Source organism: Rubneribacter badeniensis, assembly GCF_002899695.1.
GTDB classification, from domain to species: Bacteria; Actinomycetota; Coriobacteriia; order Coriobacteriales; family Eggerthellaceae; genus Rubneribacter; species Rubneribacter badeniensis.
This window is the reverse complement of record NZ_PPEL01000032.1, coordinates 1-19,561: the sequence shown is the minus strand read 5'-3', so window position 1 is coordinate 19,561 and position 19,561 is coordinate 1. Positions and strand designations below refer to the sequence as shown.

13 protein-coding genes are annotated in these 19,561 nt (G+C 66.2%); 6 read left to right on the top strand and 7 right to left on the bottom strand.

What is annotated here, in order from left to right; genetic code table 11:
* Positions 1-43 precede the first annotated feature (43 nt).
* Positions 44-1,483: a response regulator transcription factor gene (locus tag C2L80_RS06755; RefSeq protein WP_157941031.1), complete on the top strand. Its 1,440-nt coding sequence runs from the start codon at positions 44-46 to the stop codon at positions 1,481-1,483.
* A 187-nt stretch (positions 1,484-1,670) separates the two neighbouring features.
* On the opposite strand, the gene C2L80_RS06750 is transcribed toward C2L80_RS06755, so the two are convergent.
* The 4 genes from C2L80_RS06750 to C2L80_RS06735 form a co-directional block, all read right to left on the bottom strand.
* Positions 1,671-2,699 (bottom strand): alpha/beta fold hydrolase, encoded by a 1,029-nt coding sequence (locus tag C2L80_RS06750; protein WP_103262896.1) that lies wholly within the window; start codon positions 2,697-2,699, stop codon positions 1,671-1,673.
* Between the two features lie 134 nt (positions 2,700-2,833).
* On the bottom strand, positions 2,834-5,086 hold the full coding sequence (gene menD, locus C2L80_RS14310) for a 2-succinyl-5-enolpyruvyl-6-hydroxy-3-cyclohexene-1-carboxylate synthase (protein ID WP_239938779.1): 2,253 nt from the start codon (positions 5,084-5,086) through the stop codon (positions 2,834-2,836).
* A 122-nt stretch (positions 5,087-5,208) separates the two neighbouring features.
* Positions 5,209-5,439 (bottom strand): hypothetical protein, encoded by a 231-nt coding sequence (locus C2L80_RS06740; RefSeq protein ID WP_092199542.1) that lies wholly within the window; start codon positions 5,437-5,439, stop codon positions 5,209-5,211.
* 12 nt (positions 5,440-5,451) lie between these two features.
* The gene (locus C2L80_RS06735; protein WP_103262902.1) at positions 5,452-6,717 is read right to left on the bottom strand and encodes an isochorismate synthase; all 1,266 of its coding nucleotides are present in this window, start codon (positions 6,715-6,717) and stop codon (positions 5,452-5,454) included.
* 206 nt (positions 6,718-6,923) lie between these two features.
* Here C2L80_RS06735 and mscL point away from each other — a divergent pair, with 206 nt between their 5' ends.
* On the top strand, positions 6,924-7,400 hold the full coding sequence (gene mscL, locus C2L80_RS06730) for a large conductance mechanosensitive channel protein MscL (RefSeq protein ID WP_103262895.1): 477 nt from the start codon (positions 6,924-6,926) through the stop codon (positions 7,398-7,400).
* Positions 7,401-8,066: 666 nt separating this feature from the next.
* Here mscL and nhaA read toward each other — a convergent pair.
* The 3 genes from nhaA to C2L80_RS14080 all read right to left on the bottom strand — a co-directional run bounded on the left by nhaA (position 8,067) and on the right by C2L80_RS14080 (position 13,139).
* Positions 8,067-9,815: a Na+/H+ antiporter NhaA gene (nhaA, locus tag C2L80_RS06720; RefSeq protein WP_239938778.1), complete on the bottom strand. Its 1,749-nt coding sequence runs from the start codon at positions 9,813-9,815 to the stop codon at positions 8,067-8,069.
* Between the two features lie 82 nt (positions 9,816-9,897).
* Complete coding sequence (nrdD, locus tag C2L80_RS06715; RefSeq protein ID WP_239938776.1) at positions 9,898-10,326, bottom strand: anaerobic ribonucleoside-triphosphate reductase; 429 nt, start codon at positions 10,324-10,326, stop codon at positions 9,898-9,900.
* A gap of 1,490 nt (positions 10,327-11,816) precedes the next feature.
* Positions 11,817-13,139 (bottom strand): helix-turn-helix transcriptional regulator, encoded by a 1,323-nt coding sequence (locus C2L80_RS14080; protein ID WP_239938774.1) that lies wholly within the window; start codon positions 13,137-13,139, stop codon positions 11,817-11,819.
* Positions 13,140-14,264: 1,125 nt separating this feature from the next.
* On the opposite strand from C2L80_RS14080, the gene C2L80_RS14035 reads away from it, so the two are divergent.
* From C2L80_RS14035 to C2L80_RS06690, 4 genes are all read left to right on the top strand, one after another.
* Positions 14,265-14,525 (top strand): hypothetical protein, encoded by a 261-nt coding sequence (locus C2L80_RS14035; protein ID WP_129589911.1) that lies wholly within the window; start codon positions 14,265-14,267, stop codon positions 14,523-14,525.
* Between the two features lie 69 nt (positions 14,526-14,594).
* Positions 14,595-16,271, top strand: a complete 1,677-nt coding sequence (locus C2L80_RS06700) for an FAD-dependent oxidoreductase (protein ID WP_092199525.1) — start codon at positions 14,595-14,597, stop codon at positions 16,269-16,271.
* Between the two features lie 168 nt (positions 16,272-16,439).
* Positions 16,440-17,105 (top strand): cytochrome c3 family protein, encoded by a 666-nt coding sequence (locus C2L80_RS06695; RefSeq protein ID WP_087198488.1) that lies wholly within the window; start codon positions 16,440-16,442, stop codon positions 17,103-17,105.
* A gap of 563 nt (positions 17,106-17,668) precedes the next feature.
* Positions 17,669-19,051, top strand: coding sequence for a L,D-transpeptidase family protein (locus tag C2L80_RS06690; RefSeq protein ID WP_224759181.1), 1,383 nt, complete (start codon positions 17,669-17,671; stop codon positions 19,049-19,051).
* Positions 19,052-19,561 lie beyond the last annotated feature (510 nt).

Sequence of the window (19,561 nt, the reverse complement as noted above, 5' to 3'; positions counted from 1 at the left end):
GACAGAACTTCTCTCCCTGCTTCCTTGCGCGTTCGGCCTCGGATTGGCGCGCACAGGTTACGCGCTGCTCAGTCCCACCGACTACGCCCTCTCCAACAGCCTCACTTCGAACTCGTTCGCAACTGCGCGCAGCATCTTGCTCGTCGCCTTGATCGTCTTGCTGTGCGCACACGGGAAAACCCTCTCCAAGCGTTTCGTCAATACCTTCGCCCACCTCAGCATCGCAATCAGCGCGGCGTGCCTGATCGGCCTGTGCATCTGCTCCGGTGTGCCCGATCTCAATCTCTCAAGCATCTTGCCCATCGAAGCCCTCTACATCGTCGGAGCCTCATTCGGGCTGCTATCCTTTTTCTACTGGTTCAGACGAATGCGCAACAACAGCCCGGCAGCGATCGTCGTCACCATAGCCGTCGCACGCATCCTGTACGAGGCGGCAATGTTCGCGCAATCACCTTTGACTCCCACGTTTTCCTACGCGCTGGGAGCGATCGTCACCTTGCTGCAGTGCGCATGCATCCAAGCCGCGCGGCGAGCCTACAAGGCTTTTCCAACCAACGACAAAAAGCCAGATCGCACCTTCCTCGGATTCGACTCGCACATCAACGACGCGAAGTTCCTCGTGCTCTGCGTCCTTGCCTGCGTTCTGCTGTCAAGCGCGCACCACCTGCTGCGCACCTGGCCCGTAGACGCGGTCACGCCTCTCACGGAAACCACCACGCTCGGAGCGTGTCTGCTCACTGTTCTGTTGCTTGCCGGCGGAGCCGTAGCCGCCTTGCGGTTCCGACCGCTTACGTTGCTGTTGGTGAACTGGCTGACGGTGTCTGCCCTTGCTTCCATCGGCCTTTTGCTTTACACGGCTGCCCCGCAGGATGCCAGCTGGGGAGCCATGTTCGTTACGGCATCGAACTCGCTTAAAAACGTCTTGAAGTGGTACCTCATCGTGTCGTTCATATCCATTGGCAAGCGAGATCCGTACCTCTACGCTGCGGTTATCTGGCTCATCTTCCTGGAGCCCCGCGTGCTAGGAGACGGCATCGTTTCGCTGCTGGGGGCATTCGGCCCGGTAAGCTCTAACGAAACGGAAGCCGTCATCTCCTTCATGCTCAACGCATCCTCGCTTTTGCTGCTTCTTGGAATAGGCATTCTCTTCGCGGACGAGAAACGGCGCGCTGAGAGCACCCGCATCGCGCCCACGTCCCTGTTCGGGAAGATCGCCGGAATCGAAGAGCCCTCGTCCATGGCCGAAGTGCGCGAGCAGGCCATGACGCACAGCATCGAACGGCTCGGAAAGCAGTTCCTGCTTTCCGAGCGCGAAATGGAAGTCATCAAGCTGTACGCGCTGGGCCATACGCAAAGCAGCATCGCGGAGATGCTTTGCATATCGAAGACGACCGTACATGCCCACATCCGACACACCTACGAGAAAACGAACCTCCATTCTCGTCAGGGCATCTTGGATTACCTGAACGACTACGACGAGTAGCTCCGCGACCGGATCCAAAAGATACGACCGGACAGCATCCGGAGGGTCGCCCCAGATGGAGGGGCTTTTCGCCCGATCCCGAAAAGGAGCCTGAGCGCAAGACCGCCTTGTTCAAACGAGGGCACGAAGGCACAAAGACGGTACAGGAGGGAAGCGAGCGGAAGCCTTGGAGCGGGCGGCGCGGTCATCAACCGAGCTGCCTCACAACCTGCACGAACGCAGCGGGCTTTTCGAGATGGACGTTGTGACCCGCCGCCTCGATGACGTGGGAGGCGCACAGCCCTTCGGCGGCCAGCAGCGCAGCAAGGGCGCGGTACTTCGCATCGCAGGCACCCGCCACATACTGCACGGGAAGACCCTCGTCGCGCAGGGCCGCAAGGGCGGCAAGCACGTCCGCGCGAGCGGGCATGGCGTGCTGACCGGCATGCTCGAACGAGCGGGCAAGGGCCTCGGCGTCGCCCGACATGCGCTCCGCACGCACGCGCTCGCGCACGTCGGAAGGCAATGCGCGCTGAGTGGCGAACAAAGGCAACCGCTCCCAATCCTCCATGAACGCCGCAAGGCCGTCTGCGCGGAGACGGGCGGCGTTGGCAGCGTCGCGACGCGCAGACGCGGCGCGCTCGTCGTCATCGGCAGGGCCGAGGCCCACGGACTCCAAAACAAGCGCGGCGGCATGGGCGGCGAACGCCCGAGGATCGCGCACAGCTGCGGCCAGGGCGATGCGGCCACCCATCGAGTAGCCCACGACAACGGGCCTCGTCTCGAAACCCGCCAAAAACGCATGAAGAGCCTCGGCTTGGACTTCGAGCGCATACGATGCGGGATCGCGAGGGCGATCGCTTCCCCCATGGCCAACAAGCTCGAACGCGATGACCGGGCAGGCTTTCGCGAGCAGTCGCGCAACACCGTCCCACGATGCGGCGCTCTGCGCGAAGCCGTGCAGAAGAACGATCGGCGCGGCAGTGCGCTCGCGCACATCGCGCGCGGCGATGCAACCGGAACGAGAGTCGCGCGCGCCGCGATTGGCATCACGGTCGGAGCGGGAGCCGTACGCGTCGCGGCCGGCGGCCTCGTCGGCGCGAGGGTCGTACGCGCTGCGACCGGCAGTCGGCCCATTCGCACGTCCGGCTAGAGCCGGCCCGTCCCATCGCCGAATCCCGTATCGCACCCCGCGATGCTCCCACGTTCCTACGGCAGCCGTCTCGACCTTCCCCATCCTCGCGCACCCTTTCCCGTTTTTGCGCTTTCCCAATCATCGACGCCCACTAACCAGCAGCGGCCAGAAAACGAGCCGCACCTGACAAGAGCTCGCGGCGACGAGGCTCATCCCCCTCGCACCGCGAACGATGCTCACCAGCACGGTGCGTAGCGCTCCTTGAGGCCGCGCAACGGCACGCGCACCTCGATGAGGCTGATGCCAGGCACGCCCAGCGCCGCGCGGTACGCCTCATCGAAGGCAGCGACCGTCTCCGCACGGCAATACGGGACGGAGAACGCACAGGCGGCTGCTTGGAAATCGACCTCTTGCGGCGTGAGGAACAACCGCTCGAAATACGCCTCGTCAGAGCGCTGCGGCAGCATATCGAAGATGCCGCCGCCGTTGTTGTTCAGAAGCACGATGACGATGCTGGGCGCGCATTCTCTCTCGCCGCGCGCGACGGCTTGATCGCGCTGCACGCGCAGCTCGCGCTGGAGCGCGAGCGCGTTCAGGTCGTGCAGCAGCGTGAGGTCGCCGGTGATCAGCGTCGTCTGCGCGAAACGCTGCGCGGCGCCGAGCGCCGTCGACACCGTGCCGTCGATGCCGTTCAGGCCGCGGTTGCACAGCACGGCAAGGCGCTTGTCGCTTTTCAAAAGGAAGGTGTCGAGCGCGCGGATGCTCATGGAATTGGCCGCGAACAGGCACGACCCCTCCGGCGCCAGCTCCACGACGCGCCGCACGTACGCGCCCTCGAACGTTGCCGTCGCTTCGGGGACGCCCGTGCCCGTCGCCCCCACAGCGCCGTCGCCGGCATCGTTGCACGCTGCCGCCACGATGCGGGCGCGCGCTTGCTCGTTCGCCGCCATCCATGCGGCAAGAAACTCCTGCCGGAAGGAGGAAGGAGAAAGGGAGGCTTCCGCTTCGCCTTCCGTGCGCGCACCCATCATCGCACGCGCGAACTCGATGGGACGGCACGGCACGAACACGTCGGTGGCCGCGTTGAAGTCGCGCGTCTCGCGCTCGTCCACAACGATCTGCACCGGACGCGTCGCGGCGACGAACTGCGTCGCGCGCTTCGACACGGGATAGCGTCCGAACCGCACGATCACCTGGGGACGCAGTCCTTCGGGAGCCGCACCGCCCGCTCCGAGCACGCTGTCGTAGTTGTCGATGACGAACGGCTCGTCGAAGCTCCGCAAGCCGGAAAGCGGATCCGCCAGAAGCGGCACGCCGAACGCGCGCGCCCACGCCAAAACGGCACGCGCCTCCTCTACCGTGGAACAGGTGCCTTCGCCCGCCAACATGAGCGCACGCGCGCCCGCCAGCAGGTCGGACACCGCGCGCGCTGCCTCGCTCGTCATCGTCACCCGCACGGAAACAACACCCGAAGGAACGATACCCAAAGAGGGAACGGATGTTTCACGTGAAACATCCGCAACGCCGATGCGCGCCGCAGCGGCGTCATCGGTCGCTTCCGCGCTTGCCGCCGCATCTGCGTGCACCGCCGCTTCTGGGCGCACCGTCACACCCGCACAGGCCGCCGCTTCCACACCCACTGCCACATCCGAGCAGGCCACGCACTTGCGGCCGCCGTCGAACAGCCCCGCCGTCGAGAGATCGGGCTTCAACGGCTCGTCGAACGGGAAGTTCAGATACACCGGCCCGCCGGCGCAGCATCCCGCGATGCGCGCGGTCACCCCGCAGCCATCGGCGCACACCGCGGCAGCTGCAGCCTCCCCTACGCCGACATCGCCCCCCGCTGCGATGACCGCCTCGCGGGCGGCCTGCCGCGCGAACGCAAGCGATGCCGCATCCGCGCTCGGCAGCGGCATCTGCCGAAACGCGCGCACGTGGTCGCCGTACGCTTTCAGCTGGTCGCACGTCTGCGGCGCACCGAGGCCCTGCAGGCGCGGCGGGCGATCGCCCGTCAGCACGATAAGCGGTACGCGCGACGATTCAGCCTCCAACACCGCCGGATAATAGTTCGCCACCGCCGTGCCCGACGTGCAGATGAGCGCCGCCGGGCGCCCGCCCGCCTTCGCCAAGCCCAGCGCGAAGAACGCCGCGCCGCGCTCGTCCACGTCCACGAACAGGCGCAACCGCTCGGGCGCGCGCCGCGACAGCTCGTAGGCGCACATCGCCAGCGGCGTTGAGCGCGAGCCGGGGCTCACCACCACGTCATGCACGCCCCAGCGGCACAGCTCGTCCAGAAACGCCCCCACGAACCGCGCTGTCGCCCGCAGGTCGGCCGCCCCGCCCGCAAGCGCGCCCGCGTTCTCGCTCGCACCCCGGTCTGCGCCGTCCGCGGATGCGCCCGCGCCCTGGCCCGCGCCGCTTGCGCGTGCGCCCACGCATTCGCTTGCGCCGCCCGCGTATGCGTCCACACACTCGCCCGCCGCACTCATCGCACGTCTCCTTTCAAATGATTTCCCCGTTCACGAACGAATGTTTCACGTGAAACATTCGCCGATCCGCGCACCGCGCACTCAGCGTCTGCCGCGCGACATCACGCCATCGCCGCCGCCCGCTACACGACCATGCAGACGGCAAGACCCTCGTCATCCCAGAACTCCCACATCCCCGGAAGCTCGGAGCCGTCTGGCGCGACCTCGACCCACCAGTCCCACTCCGGTTCACCGTACACGACAAACCGGCGCGAGCCGTCGCTGCTCACGAGCGAATCACCGCGGCACACCACATCGACCTCCTCGCCAAGCCTGAGACTTGCAACCGAACGACCGTCACCGCCCACCGTCATCCCCTCCGCACCTCACGCACCACCGCGCGTCTCGCCGTCGAACGCGCTCAAGATCGTCCGCAGCTTCAGGTCGATCTCGTCGTACTCGTCATCGGCCGCGCTGCCGTCCACGATGCCGCAGCCCGCGTACACCCAGCCCACCTCGCCGTCGAACACGCCGGTGCGCAGCGCCACGGAGAACTCGCCGTCGCCCGCGCCGTCCACATAGCCGCACGCGCCCGCGAAGAACCCGCGGTTGTACGCCTCGATGCGCCGCAGCAGCATGCGCGCCTCACCCACCGGCGTGCCGGCCACGGCGGGCGTGGGGTGCAGATCGCCCATCATCGACCACAGGTCCATGCCATCGAGCATGCGCGCGCGGGCCGGCGTATGCAGATGCTGCACGTGTGTGAGCGACAGGATGCCCGGACGGTCGGGCACGTCCACGTCGTAGCACGTGCGGTGGAACACCTCGCGGATGAAGCGCGCCACGTAGTCGTGCTCGGCGCGGTTCTTCGCGTCAGCCATCAGAGCGTCGGCCAGCCGCGCGCGCTCCTCTTCGGAGCCGCCCGCCGGACAGGTACCCGCCAGGCACATGCTCTCCACCTCGCACCCGCGCTTGCGCACCAAAAGCTCGGGCGTGCAACCGCAGAAGAACACGTCGGCGTAGCGGTACAAAAGCACCGTGCCGCGCGCCGAGCCGTCGATGAGGTTCACCAGCAGGTCCTTCGACGAGAACGGACGCGCGGCCACCAAGCGCTGCCGACGCGACAGCACCACCTTCTCCACGCGCCCCTCGCCGATGGCGCCAAGCGCCGCCGCCACAGCCTCGCGCCACGCCTCGCGCGAGTCCGGCTCCAGCCGGTAGGGGATGCTTTCGCGCCGACGCGGCGGCGCGCCGGCCGCTTGGCGCACAAACCGCTCGATGCGCCCCGGATACACCGGCCCAAGCGAGTTCACCTGCAGAAGCGGTCCGCACTCGCCCTCGATCAACACGATCTCGGGCAGCATGAAGCGCAGACGCGGGAACGCCTCGAACAGCTCGTCGGCGGGAGCGGGATTGCCCGCGTCGAAGCGGTTGAACGAGAAGAACACCGGCTGATGCGCCTCGGGACCCTCAAGCTCGCATTCCGCGTCGTCGAGCGTCGGCAGCGCGATGCAGCGGCCAAGCCCCATGAAGCGCACGGGGCGGTCCTTGCGGTAGTAGACGAACTGGTCGGTGAAACCCTTTTGCAGCGTGCAGAACGCATCCACGATGTCGGCGTCGATGGGTCGCGTATGGGAGAAGATTTTCGTCATGAAGCTCCTGTCGCTCTGGTAGACAGACGTCATAAACTCTGTTTGCAAGATTTGACGCGCAACCCTCAACAAGTTGATGAATGCATCGCATTTTACCACGGGGACTTCTATAATTTCATCCTCGCTATTGCGCGCGCCATCAGGCACAGCCGGGGGCGTCCGATGGGCACGCGCAATACCCCCCTGCGAAAAGGAAAGGCTCACACATGAAGAAACTTTTGGACGAGTTTAAAGAATTTATCATGCGCGGCAACGTGCTTGACCTGTCGGTCGGCGTTGTTATCGGCAGCGCGTTCACCGCAATCGTGAACGGCATCGTCGATGGCCTTATCACGCCGCTCATCGGCTTGGTCGTGGGCCTCATCAGCGGCGGCACCGACTTGGAAAGCTCGCTGTCCGTGCTGGATTGGGCGCCCATCAACGGCGTGACGTTCAGCTTCGGCTCGGTGCTGTCGGCCCTCATCACGTTCCTCATCACCGGCTTCGTGCTGTTCCTCATCGTAAAGGCCGTAAACACGGCCCAACGCAAGGTGGTGAAAAAGGAAGAAGAACTCGAAGCCGAAGCTCCGCAATGCCCTTATTGCAAGCAGGAGGTGGCCGAGGGCGCCACGCGCTGCCCCCACTGCACCTCCGAGCTGCCCGAACCCGCCCGGTCGCGATTGCCGGAAATCGCGACCGCATAGAGAGCCCGTCGAATTCGGTCGGGGACGCGACGCACCTCCCCGACCGAATAGCCCACGTCGGGCCCATGTCGCATTGGACGCATTGGGCGATAGGCCGTCTTCAATCTCGCTATCGGCTAGCCATTCGTTCGTTTTGCCAGCAGAGGCGCCTTGCAAAATACTGCATTCAGCATCCTGTTTCCGGAGAAGCGAGGTTTTAGAAGCGGGGTTTTGCGTCCCCAGCAAAGACATGCGACCCGTGCCGGAAGCGCGTCCCGGTAACGGAGCCGCCATCGAATGCAAGCCGTCCGATCGGTTCGATCGGGTCATCGAGCGGTTCTGCCTCGCACCACGCGAGCAGAAAATCGCGGGCCCCTCGCACAGGGAAGGGGGCAGCGCCGCTGTTATCCAAGCCGTCCAAAAGAGGCCCCTCGCGTCGAAGGGCGTCGCGAAGGCCCATGCCAAGAGCATCCGCGCAAAGCTCGGCGTCCGCTTCGACGCCCGCCCACGCGCCGCAAGGGCCCATCGACCGCATTCGCACAATGTCGTAACGCAAGACGCCGCCGCATCCGGACGCATCCAGACGCAGTGCAGATACATCCCGAACGCGGCACGGACGTCTGCCGATACCGCACGCCCCTGCCGCATCCCAATGCACTTGCCGCCCCGCCCCGGCTGCCGCTCCCCTTACGCGGTCACCTTGCGCAGCACGAGGAATCCCGCCACGCCGGCCACCAGCGACGCGGCCAGGATGGCGGCCTTCGCCATGGCGATGGTGGCCGGGTCGGCGAACGCGAGGTTCGTCACGAAGATGGCCATCGTGAAGCCCACGCCGCCCAGCACCGACACGCCCGCGACATGCCCCCATCGCACGCCATCCGGCAAATCGGACAGCCCCGACTTCACCGTGGCCCACGTGGCCAAGAAGATGCCGAGGGGCTTTCCCAGCAAGAGGCCGAAGAACACGCCGATGGTCACCGGGCTCGTCACGATGGCAAGGGGGTCCATGCCCACGAGCACCACGCTCGCATTTGAAAACGCGAACAGCGGCAGGATGAAGAAGTACACCGGCACGTGCAACCGGTAATCGAGGCGCGTGATAGGCGGGATGGACAGGCGCGACACGCGGCCGATCTCGTTGATCTCGGCAAGGTACTCCTTCTGCACGATGTCGGGCTCGCCGGGATCGTAGCGCTCGTCGGCGGTGCGGGCGCGGGCGGCGAACCACCCCGGTGCGCGTTCGAGCTTCACTTGGGAGCGCGCGGGGATGGCCAGCGCCAACAGCACGCCGGCGATGGTGGCATGCACGCCCGACAGCAGAAAGCACGCCCACATGCCCAATCCCACCAGCACATACGGCCACAGATCGTGCACGTGCAGCCGGTTGAGCGCAAGCGCTCCCGCGAACAGCCCGAGGCCGCCCGCAAGCCAGGCGACGTCGAGGTTCGCCGTGTAGAACACCGCGATCACCAAGATGGCGATGATGTCGTCGGCGATGGTGAGCGTGGAGAGGAACGAGCGCAGCCCCGGCGGCACGCGGCTTCCCAGAAGCGCGAGGATGCCCAGACAGAACGCGATGTCGTTCGCCATGGGAACGCCCCATCCCTGCTCGAAGCCGCCACCCGCGTTCACCGCCAAGTACACGAGCGCGGGCAGCACCGCGCCGCCCGCCGCGCCCAAGATGGGCAGGAGCGCCTTGCGCGGGTTCACCAACTCGCCCGCCGTCATCTCGAACTTGATCTCCAACCCCACCATCAGGAAGAAGATGGCCATGAGGAAATCGTTGATGAGGTGCTCGAGCGAGAGGTGCGGCGAGAAACCGCCGATCGTGAAGCCGACCTCGAACGTGTGCCAGAATTCGGCGAAGTACGGCAGCACCGGCGTGTTCTCGATAACGAACGCCGCCACGGCTGCGGTCAACATGAGCATGGTGGCGCGCGTGGAGGAGTGCGTGAATTCGAGCAGCTTGCGCTTGCGGTGGTGGTGACGGCGCACTTCGGGCTCGAGAATGCGCTCGGCGGGAGCGCACGAGGCGTCGCCGCTCAGGCAGGCGGGCGCGGGCGGGTCGGCGGGCGCGGAGCGGCCGGCAGACGCGTCGGGCGCGGGGTGCGCGGACGAGTCGGCGGGCTGGGCGTGTGCGGAGCGCGGCGCGGGCAGATTGGGGGACGCGGGACACGGGAACGGGTCGGCGGTCTGGGAAGACGCGGACGGCTCAGCAGGTTGAACGGATGGGTTGGACACGGGCGCGTCGGACGCGAGCGCGGGTGCGTCGGCAAGTCGGAAGGGCGCGTCGGACGCGGGCGCGTCGTTCGAGCGAGCGGCTTGAGCGGATGCCGATCGCATCGCCGACTCGTCGGATGCGGAGCAGGTCGACAAATCGGACGCCGACGAGGAGCGCACGGGAGGCTGCGGGATGTTGTTGTTATCGTCTGCCATGACCTCAGTATACGGAACGGGCCGTGGCGAAATCGCCACGGCCCGGTAACAAACAAAAAGGTTTCGCTGCCAACAGCAGCCGCTAGCATCCGTTCGCGCACGTGAAGGCGCGATCCTCGCGCGTGACTCCGTGCTTGACGCGATCGGCCTCCTCGGCGGCCTTGGCATCGTTCCAGCGATCCATCGTACCCACCAGGTAACCCGTGATGCGGCGAATGCGGTCGAACGGCACCGGCGCAAGCTCGTAGCGAATACCCACGTCCTCGCCATCGACCTCAAGCGCAAGCCCCGTCACGGTGCTATTGGGGTGCTGCGCGTTGCCGCGATCGATATACGCGCGAATCTCCTGCTCGCTCACGCGCGCGTCGCCTTCATTTGCGTAGGTCACGCTCACCGCGACGCTGTCAACCGTCACCTGATCGCTCGCCTGCCTGTCCAACACCGCGTCCATGATGCACTCCCTTTCGATGGCCTTATCATATTCCGAAGCATGGCTTTTAATTACTATCATAATGGTATCATTTGAGAAGCGACGACGCCAGAGGTTCAACCAAAACAACCAATCAACAAACCATGCGAGCTTCCATGACGTGCATGCAGCTCTGTTTGCGGGTTTGCTTGCGGGCCTCGTTTGCGAACTTCGCGGGCTTTACGAGCTTTGCTTGTGAGCCCTCTCTGCTAAACCAGGATTGACAGAGGCCGGGTCAGCCCGCCGAACGAGACCCCGCCGATGCCGCAGGGCCCCCGCCCGTCGGGCGGGGCGGGGTCTTCCGAAGCGCCGATCCGAGGGAGCTCAGCTCGAGATCCGGAGAATGCGGGCTCGCGCCAACGGCGGTTGCCGGAGAGGCGCCGATACCCCTGTCAAACCAGGATTGACACGAACCCATGCTTGCTGATCCTTGCGCCGGGTTTGCTCTGGCCGGGGTTTCGGAAGGCCCCCGCCCGCCCGACGGGCGGGGCTCCTGCGGTGTCGTCGGGGCGTTGCCCGTCGGGCCGATCTGACCTGTATCAATCTCGGTTTAACGGGGACGAAGGCCGCTTATGGCAAAAAATCACCGAAATCGGAAAACGGCGCCGCGACTCTCGCCTCGCGGCCCGGCTCGGCTGAAAGAGGGGCTTCGGGACCAGGCGCTTTCCCGGCGGGCGGGGAGGGCGCGGCCCCTCCCCTTCCGATTTCGGTGATTTTTTGCCATGGGAGGCGCGTTGCCTGCGCCGAACCGCCGTCGGCGGGGGCCGGGCCGGGTCGCCGCGCGCTCCGGCGCCCCGGATAGCCCCGCCCGTCGGGCGGGCGGGGCCTTGCGCAGCGCCCGGCCAGGGGGTCCGGCCCGAGGCCCGGCGGGCATGGGTTCGTGTCAATCTCGGCTTCATATCGTCTAACAGAGATGCACCGATGCGGTAGCACAAAATCACGGTTAAGAACGATTTTTCGATCAGGTCGAATTTCGCGACCTGGTATTTCTCCGAAAACGCTCCTCCAGGGAACAGAAAAATCGTTCTTAACCGTGATTTTGTGCTAGTCGTCTCCCCGGCCGCTGTCGGGCCAGGATTGGCATGGGCCAGGTCGGCTCGTCGCGCAAGGCTCCACCATTGCTTCGGAGGTTCCAGCCGGCAAGCGGGAAGCCTCTGGAGCACCCGATCGGGGGCTTCGAGGGACGACTCGGCGAACGCGGGTTCGTGTCAATCCTGGTTTAACAGCGGATCTCCCCGGCCGCTGTTGGGCCAGGATTGGCAGAGGTTGATTTCAGCTTTGGCGGGCACTCCTCCATCGTCATCTTTTACTGTCAGACCAAACACGGGGCAATCCGGCGCGACCAAAATCCCCAAGCCCTCGAACCGAGGATCGGCGCGAACGAACCCCCGAACCTCAAAACAGCTTCCGGCAACCTCGGTTCGACGAAGCAACCTCCGTCGAACCCGCTTCATCGGCAAACAGCCATACCGCTTGCGAACACAGCCCTCGCAGGGCTTCTTCATCGCTTTGCCTCTCTCGGAAAAGCCAGCCTAGCGAACCTCGTCTCTCTGCCAGCGCTCCACGAGATCGATCAGATCCTGCTGCTTATGGATACCCGTTTTCTGATACACCCGCTCGATATGCGAGCGCGCGGTGTTCTTCGTGATGTGCAGGTCGCGGCTCACAATGGGCAGCGTGCGTCCACGTGCGAGCAGTACCAGAACCTCGCTCTCGCGCGGAGTCAGGCCCATCTCGACGGCCAAAAGGCCGCACGCCTCCTCTAGAGAAGGTTTGGATGGGGCTTGCGCCGCCTCGTCCGAAGCGCCGTCGCACATCGCAGCTTCGATACCGTCGCGCACAGTTGCATGCCGCATCCCCCGAACGTCTGCCGCGCCCTCCTGCACCTGCCGAAGCGCCTCCGCGCCGTCGCGCGGCGGTATCGGCGCGAGATCGTCAGCCCGCCCGACTGCCGCAGCGGCCCCGCCGCCCGCAACCTCGCCCACGCCGCGCTCGTGCGCCACCGCAGCGCGCGAGCCGGGTGCGTCATGCGAGCCGCAGCCCGAGCGGGCCGCCACGTCGGGTGCGTCGTGCGAGTCACCGCCGGAGCGCGCCGCCACGGCGTGCGCATCGCATGCGCCATGCACGCCGTCGCCAGAGCGTGCCGCTACGCCACGCGAGCCGCAGCCCGAGCATCCCGCCGCACCGCGCACGTCACGCACGCTGCCTTCCACCTCCGTCGCGCAGCAGCCTTCACCCGCAACCGCCGAGCCCGCCCCATCCCCTTCGACCGCAGCGCGCACAGCCCCGCCGTCAGTCATGCCGAGCGCGCCCTTGCGCAACGCGCCCACCACGTTCTCGGGAACGATGAGAAACGCCACCACGAACAAGCACGCCATCGACCCCAACGCAAGATAGGTCATGCCGAGCGCGTCGTTCGCCACGCCGCACGCCACCGCGACCTGACCGCACGCATAGCCGCCTCCCATTCCCAGCAGCATGAAGCCCGTCCCCGCCCCGAACACCGCGAACCCCGAGCGGCCGCGCTCGCGCGCATACTCGCTGAACAGCACCCATGCCAGCAGGTCGAACAACTCGTACCCCAAGCTGAGCACCGCCACGGAAAGGGCCGAATGCACGTCGAAGGCCAGCGCGACGGCCACCATGCCTGTGGCCATAATGGGACACGAAAGCCGATACACCAGCAAAGACGCCGTAACCGACCGAAAAATGCGCGTGATGGCAAGGAACAGCACGCCCACGAACAGCAAGGCGAACGCGCCGCTTCCCCCGATCTGGGAAAACGGATCGGCCCCTTCGGAGGGAACCGCGTCGAACACGCGCACGAGAAACGAGAACACGCAGATGGAGAGCATGAGACGCCCCCCCCCGATCACATGCAGCCCGATAGAGTCGCACGCGCAGCCGCGAACGCAGGCCGCGCTTTTGCCCGCACGCAGCTTCGTCGTCGGGTGCCGCAGCCCTTGTCGTAACGCCGCTGCGCTCGGTACCCTCGCATGCCCGTCCGCGCGCATCGGGTGCGCCGAACGCTGCGCCCTCGCACGCGCGCCCGTCAGCTGCGCCGTCTACGCTCGCGCACGCTGCGTCGCACCCGCCGCCGCGCGCCGCAGCCGCGCCGGCCGCCTCGCGCGCCACATCGACAGCCCCGCCGGCCGCCTCGCGCGTCGCATCGCCATCCGCACGCACCGCGCTCGCCCACGCCGCGCCGTCAGCCACACCCTCCGCAGCCCCGCGCCCGCCCGTCGCGCGCGCCCTGCGCTCGTCCATCGCCTCACCCGCCGCAACGCCGCCCGCGCCAGCAACCGCCCCATCGCCGACGCACGCCTCGCCCTCGCACGCCGCCCGCGCCGCGCCGTCAGCCGCGTGCCCGTCCACCTCGCACACCGCGCGCTCGCTCGCCGACGTCCGCACAACAAGCAGCCCCAGCGAGGCAAGGGGCAAAGCCGCCATGATCAGCGCGCTCTGCTCGGGAGAGGCAACCACCAGCACCGCGCCTGTCGCGATGGCCGCGGCGGGCGTGCACACGAGGGCGAACCCCCTGCCGTGCTCGGCAAACGGATGCCCCCAGCATATTTGCAGCAGGCTCGCCCCTACGCCCCCCGACGCGACGCCCGCGACCAGCGCGACAGGAGAGCCGCACATCGCCGCCAACGGCATAAGCACGCTCGACGCGGCGACGAAGCACGTCGTCGCTCGCCGCATCGCCTTCGCGGGAAACGCGCGCGACCGAGACGCGACGACGGCCACCGCGAACCCCGCCACCGTGCCCAGCAGCAAAAACGCCCAATTGATGCCGTCTGTCCCAGCCACTGCGGGAAACGTCAGGCAGAACACGAGCCACGCCCGGCAAAAGCCGAACCCCATCACGGTGATCGCGCCGTCCAACAGGGCCGTCCGACGCGTCAGGCGGCACTGCTCGCATTTCCAAACCGTATCGAACTCTTGCATAGAAACACCCTCCCGTGCCAACGCGTCCCAGTTTGACCGAACAGACGGCCTCTTTCATGGGATCGACGATGCGACGGCGCGCGCCCCAGCCCCTTTCCCGCGCCCGCGCGCACCCCGACCTTTCGCCAAGTTCGCTGATGAGCGATGCGCGAGGCTGCTTATCAGGGGGATCGACAATCCCCCTGATAATGGTTGACCTGGAACTTCATCTTTTTTTCAAAAATCGCATCGCCCATGCGGTGACCGAAGAGCCGTCGCTTCGTACCCTGAAAGGCGAATGGGACGCACGCTAAAGGAGCGTGCCGCCGCGCGGCCCGCGTCGCGCGGCGCATGGCCCGTTCGATCCGTAAGGAGGAGAGACTATGGAAAGCAAAGGGCTTTCGCGCCGTTCGTTTCTGAAGGGCTCGGTGGTCACCGGCGCCGCTCTCGCCGGCGCCGCCGCTTTAGCCGGCTGCTCCACGAGCGCCGATGCAGCCGCCAACCCGCTCGCGGAAATCCAGAAGCCCGAGAACGCCATCCCCGAGAACTGGGACGCCGAAACCGACATCGTCGTGGTCGGCTACGGCGGCGCGGGCATGTGGGCGTCGCTCATCGGCGCCGACGAGGGCGGCAGCAGCGTGACCGTCCTCGAGAAGGCTCCCGTCGAGGGCGGCGGCAACAGCCGCATCAACAACGGCGAATGGACCGTCATCAAGGATTCCGACAAGTTCAAGGCGTACTGCACGGCGTTCTCCCAGGGCCAGATGGAAGAGAAGATGATCGACGCCTACATCGCCGAGGCCGAGCGCCACACCGAGTACGCCGACAAGTACGGCATGACCTACGAGGTGGCCGAGCAGGCGCTGGCGGGCACCATCCCCGAGTACTGGTTCCTCGACGACGGCGCCTACGCCGGCATCATCGGCGTGGCCGACGTGGAGGGCTTCGGCATGACCACCTTCCACGAGCTGGACGCCAAGCGCGAGGAGCTGGGCGTCGACGTGCAGTTCGACTGCCACGACGAGCACCTCATCCAAAACCCCACCACCCGCGAGATCGTGGGCGTGCGCTACACGCAGGGCAGCGAGGAGAAGACGATCAAGGCCAAGAAGGGCGTCATCCTCACCTGCGGCGGCTTCGAGTTCAACGAAGAGCTGAAGAACAAGTACCTCAAGATTCACCCGTTCAAGTTCGAGGGCTGGGAGTGGAACACCGGCGACGGCATCCGCATGGTCGAAGAGGTGGGCGCGAAGCTGTGGCACATGGACATGGTCATCTCCACCACCGCCATGTGGACGCGCGACCCCGAGTACGACTTCGCCATCTTCGCCTCGCCCCAGTCCGACGCGTACTTCAACGTGAACCGCCTGGGCAAGCGCTTCCAGAACGAGTCCAAGACCGGCGGCACGGCGCACAACGGCTGGCACACCCTCATGTCGTTCGACGACTCCATCGCCGATTACGACCGCATCCCCGTGTGGACCATCTTCGACCAGAAGGGCATCGACGGCGGCCCGATGGGCACCCAGCAGGGCGGCTCGTTCGAGTGCGGCAACTACACCACCGACCTGCCGGACGAGATCCGCGCGTGGGACGGCTGGTCCGACGACAACCAGGTGGAGATCGAGCGCGGCTGGGTGCTGAAGGGCGACACGCTGGAAGACCTCGCGAACAAGATCATCGAGTTCGACGACAAGATGGTCTACGACAACCTCAAGGCCACCTTCGACGAGTACCAAGGCTTCTGCGATGCCGGCAAGGACGCGCGCTTCGACCGCGAGCTGTCGGCCGAGAACAAGCTCTCCGAGTCCGGCCCGTACTACGCCATCTCCATCTATCCCGGCTCCTGCTCCACGCTGGGCGGCCCGAAGAAGAACGAGTTCGCGCAGGTGGAGGACCCGGCGGGCAACGTCATCCCGCGCCTGTACGCGGCCGGCTGCTTCGGCAACTTCCAGGCGTACACCTACGGCATCACCGGCGGCAACAACTCCGAGAACATGGTATGGGGCCGCATCGCCGGGCGTCACTGCGCGCAGCTTGAATCGTGGGACGCCGAATAACCCCTTGCTGCCTTTCGTAGGCTGACAGCTTACGTTGGCATGCCGGAGCCGGATCGCGAGTTCATCCCCTCCCTCCCTTGATCGCCCCGGCTCCCGGCACTCCCCTCCCAGGCCCGGTCGGCACTCCCTCGTCGACCGGGCCCCATCTTGCTAGGAAGGAGCCACGCTATGACTCACATTCTGACGGAGGGCAGGTTCGCCAAAGCGCTCGTCTGCGCCGCCGTCTTGGCGGTCACCGCGCTTTTGACAGCCCTCATGTTCACCGCGACAGGATGCGCCCCTCAGGCGGCCGGCGAACGGACGCCGAAGGAGGATCCGCTGGCAAGCCAGCCGGTCGATTGGTCCATCGACGGAGACTGCGCCGTATGCCATGCCGCCGAGGACGCGCTCATGCAGGACGCGAACTGCCCGCAAGCGTCCGAACACGCGAACCTCGCCTGCATCGAATGCCACACGAACACCGACACGCTGACGAGCGTTCATGCGAATCTCACGTACGGCGACGCGACCAAAACCATCGATTTGAAGCCCAAAGAGGAGACGGTCGATTCCGCCGTGTGCCAGAATCCCGACTGCCACGGCACCATGGAGGACATGGCGAAGCTGACCGCCGACAACACCGACTTCAAAGACGAGAAGGGCAAGGTCCAAAACCCCCACGAATACTCGAGCAATGAGCAGCACGATGCCAACCAGCCTGTCTGCACCGATTGCCACAAGGTTCACTCGGAGGAGCTGCAGGAAGACGCCATGAAGTGGTGCGCCCAGTGCCACCACAAGGGCGTGTTCCAGTGCGGAACCTGCCACGAGCTGCGCCAGCGCGCGGCAGCGTAAAGCCAACGCACGGCACTGCAAACCGACGCACGGCACTGCGAAGCCAATGCACGGCACTGCAAACCGACGCTGCAAGATGCTCGACATCTTGCAGCGCTCCTTTTCTCGAATACCCCTCGGCGCGGACAGGCGATGGGGGCCGCATATCGCCCGTCCGCGCGCTTTCCACTGCATCTGCCCAGGTAACCACATCTATAATTTCCGCTCAAAGATCGCTCCGTTTCGCTACAATGGATGACGGAACTGCCCACCCGCACACGAGAGCGCCTATGAGCAAGAAGAACACGAAGGCATCGCATGGGCACCACGCAGCCCCACCCACCGCCGCGCACACGAAACCGCCCGCTTCGGCACCTGCGTCTGCGGTTGGAGCCGCCCAGCGCCCGTCCCCTGCCGCCAACGCCAACAGCGACGTCCCCCGCAGCGCGGCCGCAAGCCCACCGCTGCCTCCCGCCCCCGATTTTCAGCAAACGGGGCGCAGCGCGCACCCAGGCATGTCGCCTTCCACCCCCGGCCTCCAGAAAGCGCCGCGCCGACCGCGCCGCCTCAAGGTTGTCGGCATCGTGCTCGGCGCGGCATTCACCCTGATCGCCGTGGCCTACGTGGCCGGAACCCTCGTCTTCACCGGGCGGTTCCTGCCGAACACCACCGTGGGCGAGCGCGATATCTCGCTCATGACCGCCTCGGACGTGGAGCGGGTGCTCGTCGACGAGTTGGACGACTACGAAGTGGCCGTGTCGGGGCAGGGGTTCTCGCTCAGGCTCACAGCCGAGGATGCGGGCATGACCCTGGACGCTCCACGCGTGGTGGAGCGGATGCTGTCCGACGCGAACCCGTGGCTATGGCCGCTCGAGATCGTGCGCGAGCGCGACGAGCAGGACAAACTGGCCGCCTCGTTCAGCGAAGGCCACCTCGGACAGACCGTGCGTGCCGCGGTGGAGGACTTCAACGCGTCGGCGAAACCGCCCGTGGACGCCACGGTAGCCTTCGACGAGGGTGAGGAGGCGTTCGCCGTGCAGAAGGAGCAAGCAGGTACCGCGTTGGATGCCGAAGCCGTGATCGAGACGGTGAACGAAGCCGTCGCGACGATGGAGCCCAAGGTCAAGCTGACATCCGCGCACCTTCAGCAACCAAGGCTGCGCTCCACCGACGACTATCTAGCCGAGGCGGCCAGCGCCGCGAACCGGCTGATCAAAGCAGACGTGCAGCTGACGATGGGCGGAACCGTGGCAGCCGAAGCCGATCCGGCGCTGCTGTCCGGCCTGGTGAGCTTCGACGAGAACCTGATGCCCTCGCTCGACGAGGAGGCGCTTGCGGCCTGGGCGGGCGAGGTGGCCTCCTCATGCACCACCGTGGGATCGGAGCGCACCTACACGCGCGCCGACGGCAAAACCGTCACGGTGGCGGGCGGCGCGTACGGCTGGACGGTCGACCGCGACGCGCTGATCGACCTGGTGAAAAGCAGCGTGGCCGAAGGCGTCGTGGGCGAGGTCGAGATGCCGTGCACGACCACGGGCACGGCGTTCAACGGAGCCGGCGCGCAGGACTGGGGCGCGCGCTACTGCGATATCGACTTGTCCGAGCAATACGTCCGCTTCTACGACGAAACCGGCGCGCTCGTGTGGGAGGCGCCGTGCGTGACGGGCACTCCCAACGGGTCGCACGACACGCCCACGGGCGTGTACTGGCTCAACCGCAAGCAAAGCCCCTCGAAGCTCAAGGGCACGAACCTCGATGGCTCGAAGTACGAGAGCACCGTGCAGTACTGGATGCCGTTCGTGGGCAACGTGATCGGCCTGCACGACGCCGACTGGCAGTCGGCCTTCGGCGGCTCGCGCTACCGCAACGGCGCGGGCAGCCACGGATGCGTGAACCTGCCGGTGGGGTCGGCGGGAACGCTCTACGGCATCATCCAAGAGGGCGACGTGGTGGTGTGCCACTGGTAGGTGCGACAAGGTGCGGCAGGGGGATTGCGGCGGGGGACGGTGGCAGGGGGGTGCGGCACGGGGATGCCCCTGTGTTCACCCAGGAGGACATGCGGTCGAACTGTCTCATGGCGTGGCAGAAGGGCAGTGCGACAGGGAAACGTCCCTTTGTCGCACTTTTGTCACGTGACGGCGTGCCCGCCCTTTCGTCGCCTCCCTTTGTCGCCTCCCTTCGTCGCGTCCTTTCGTCGCGCTCTCGTCACGTCCCTTCGTCGCGTTTTGCCGTGCCGCGGGTCGCCGTGCAGGATTTCGGTCCGAAAATGGCCACGGAACCGCGTTCTGGCACGGATCGGCACGGATCGGCCCCCTCGGGTGCGCGTCCGGAACTCGCGACCTGGCCTTTTGCCGGGAGCGCCCTCCGAAGGGGCTCCCGAATCCCGCCTTTTCGTGCCAGAACGCGGTTCCGTGGCCATTTTCGGGCCTTTTTCGCGCATGCGGACACCAACCTGTCCGGCTCGCCCAACCCGCCGT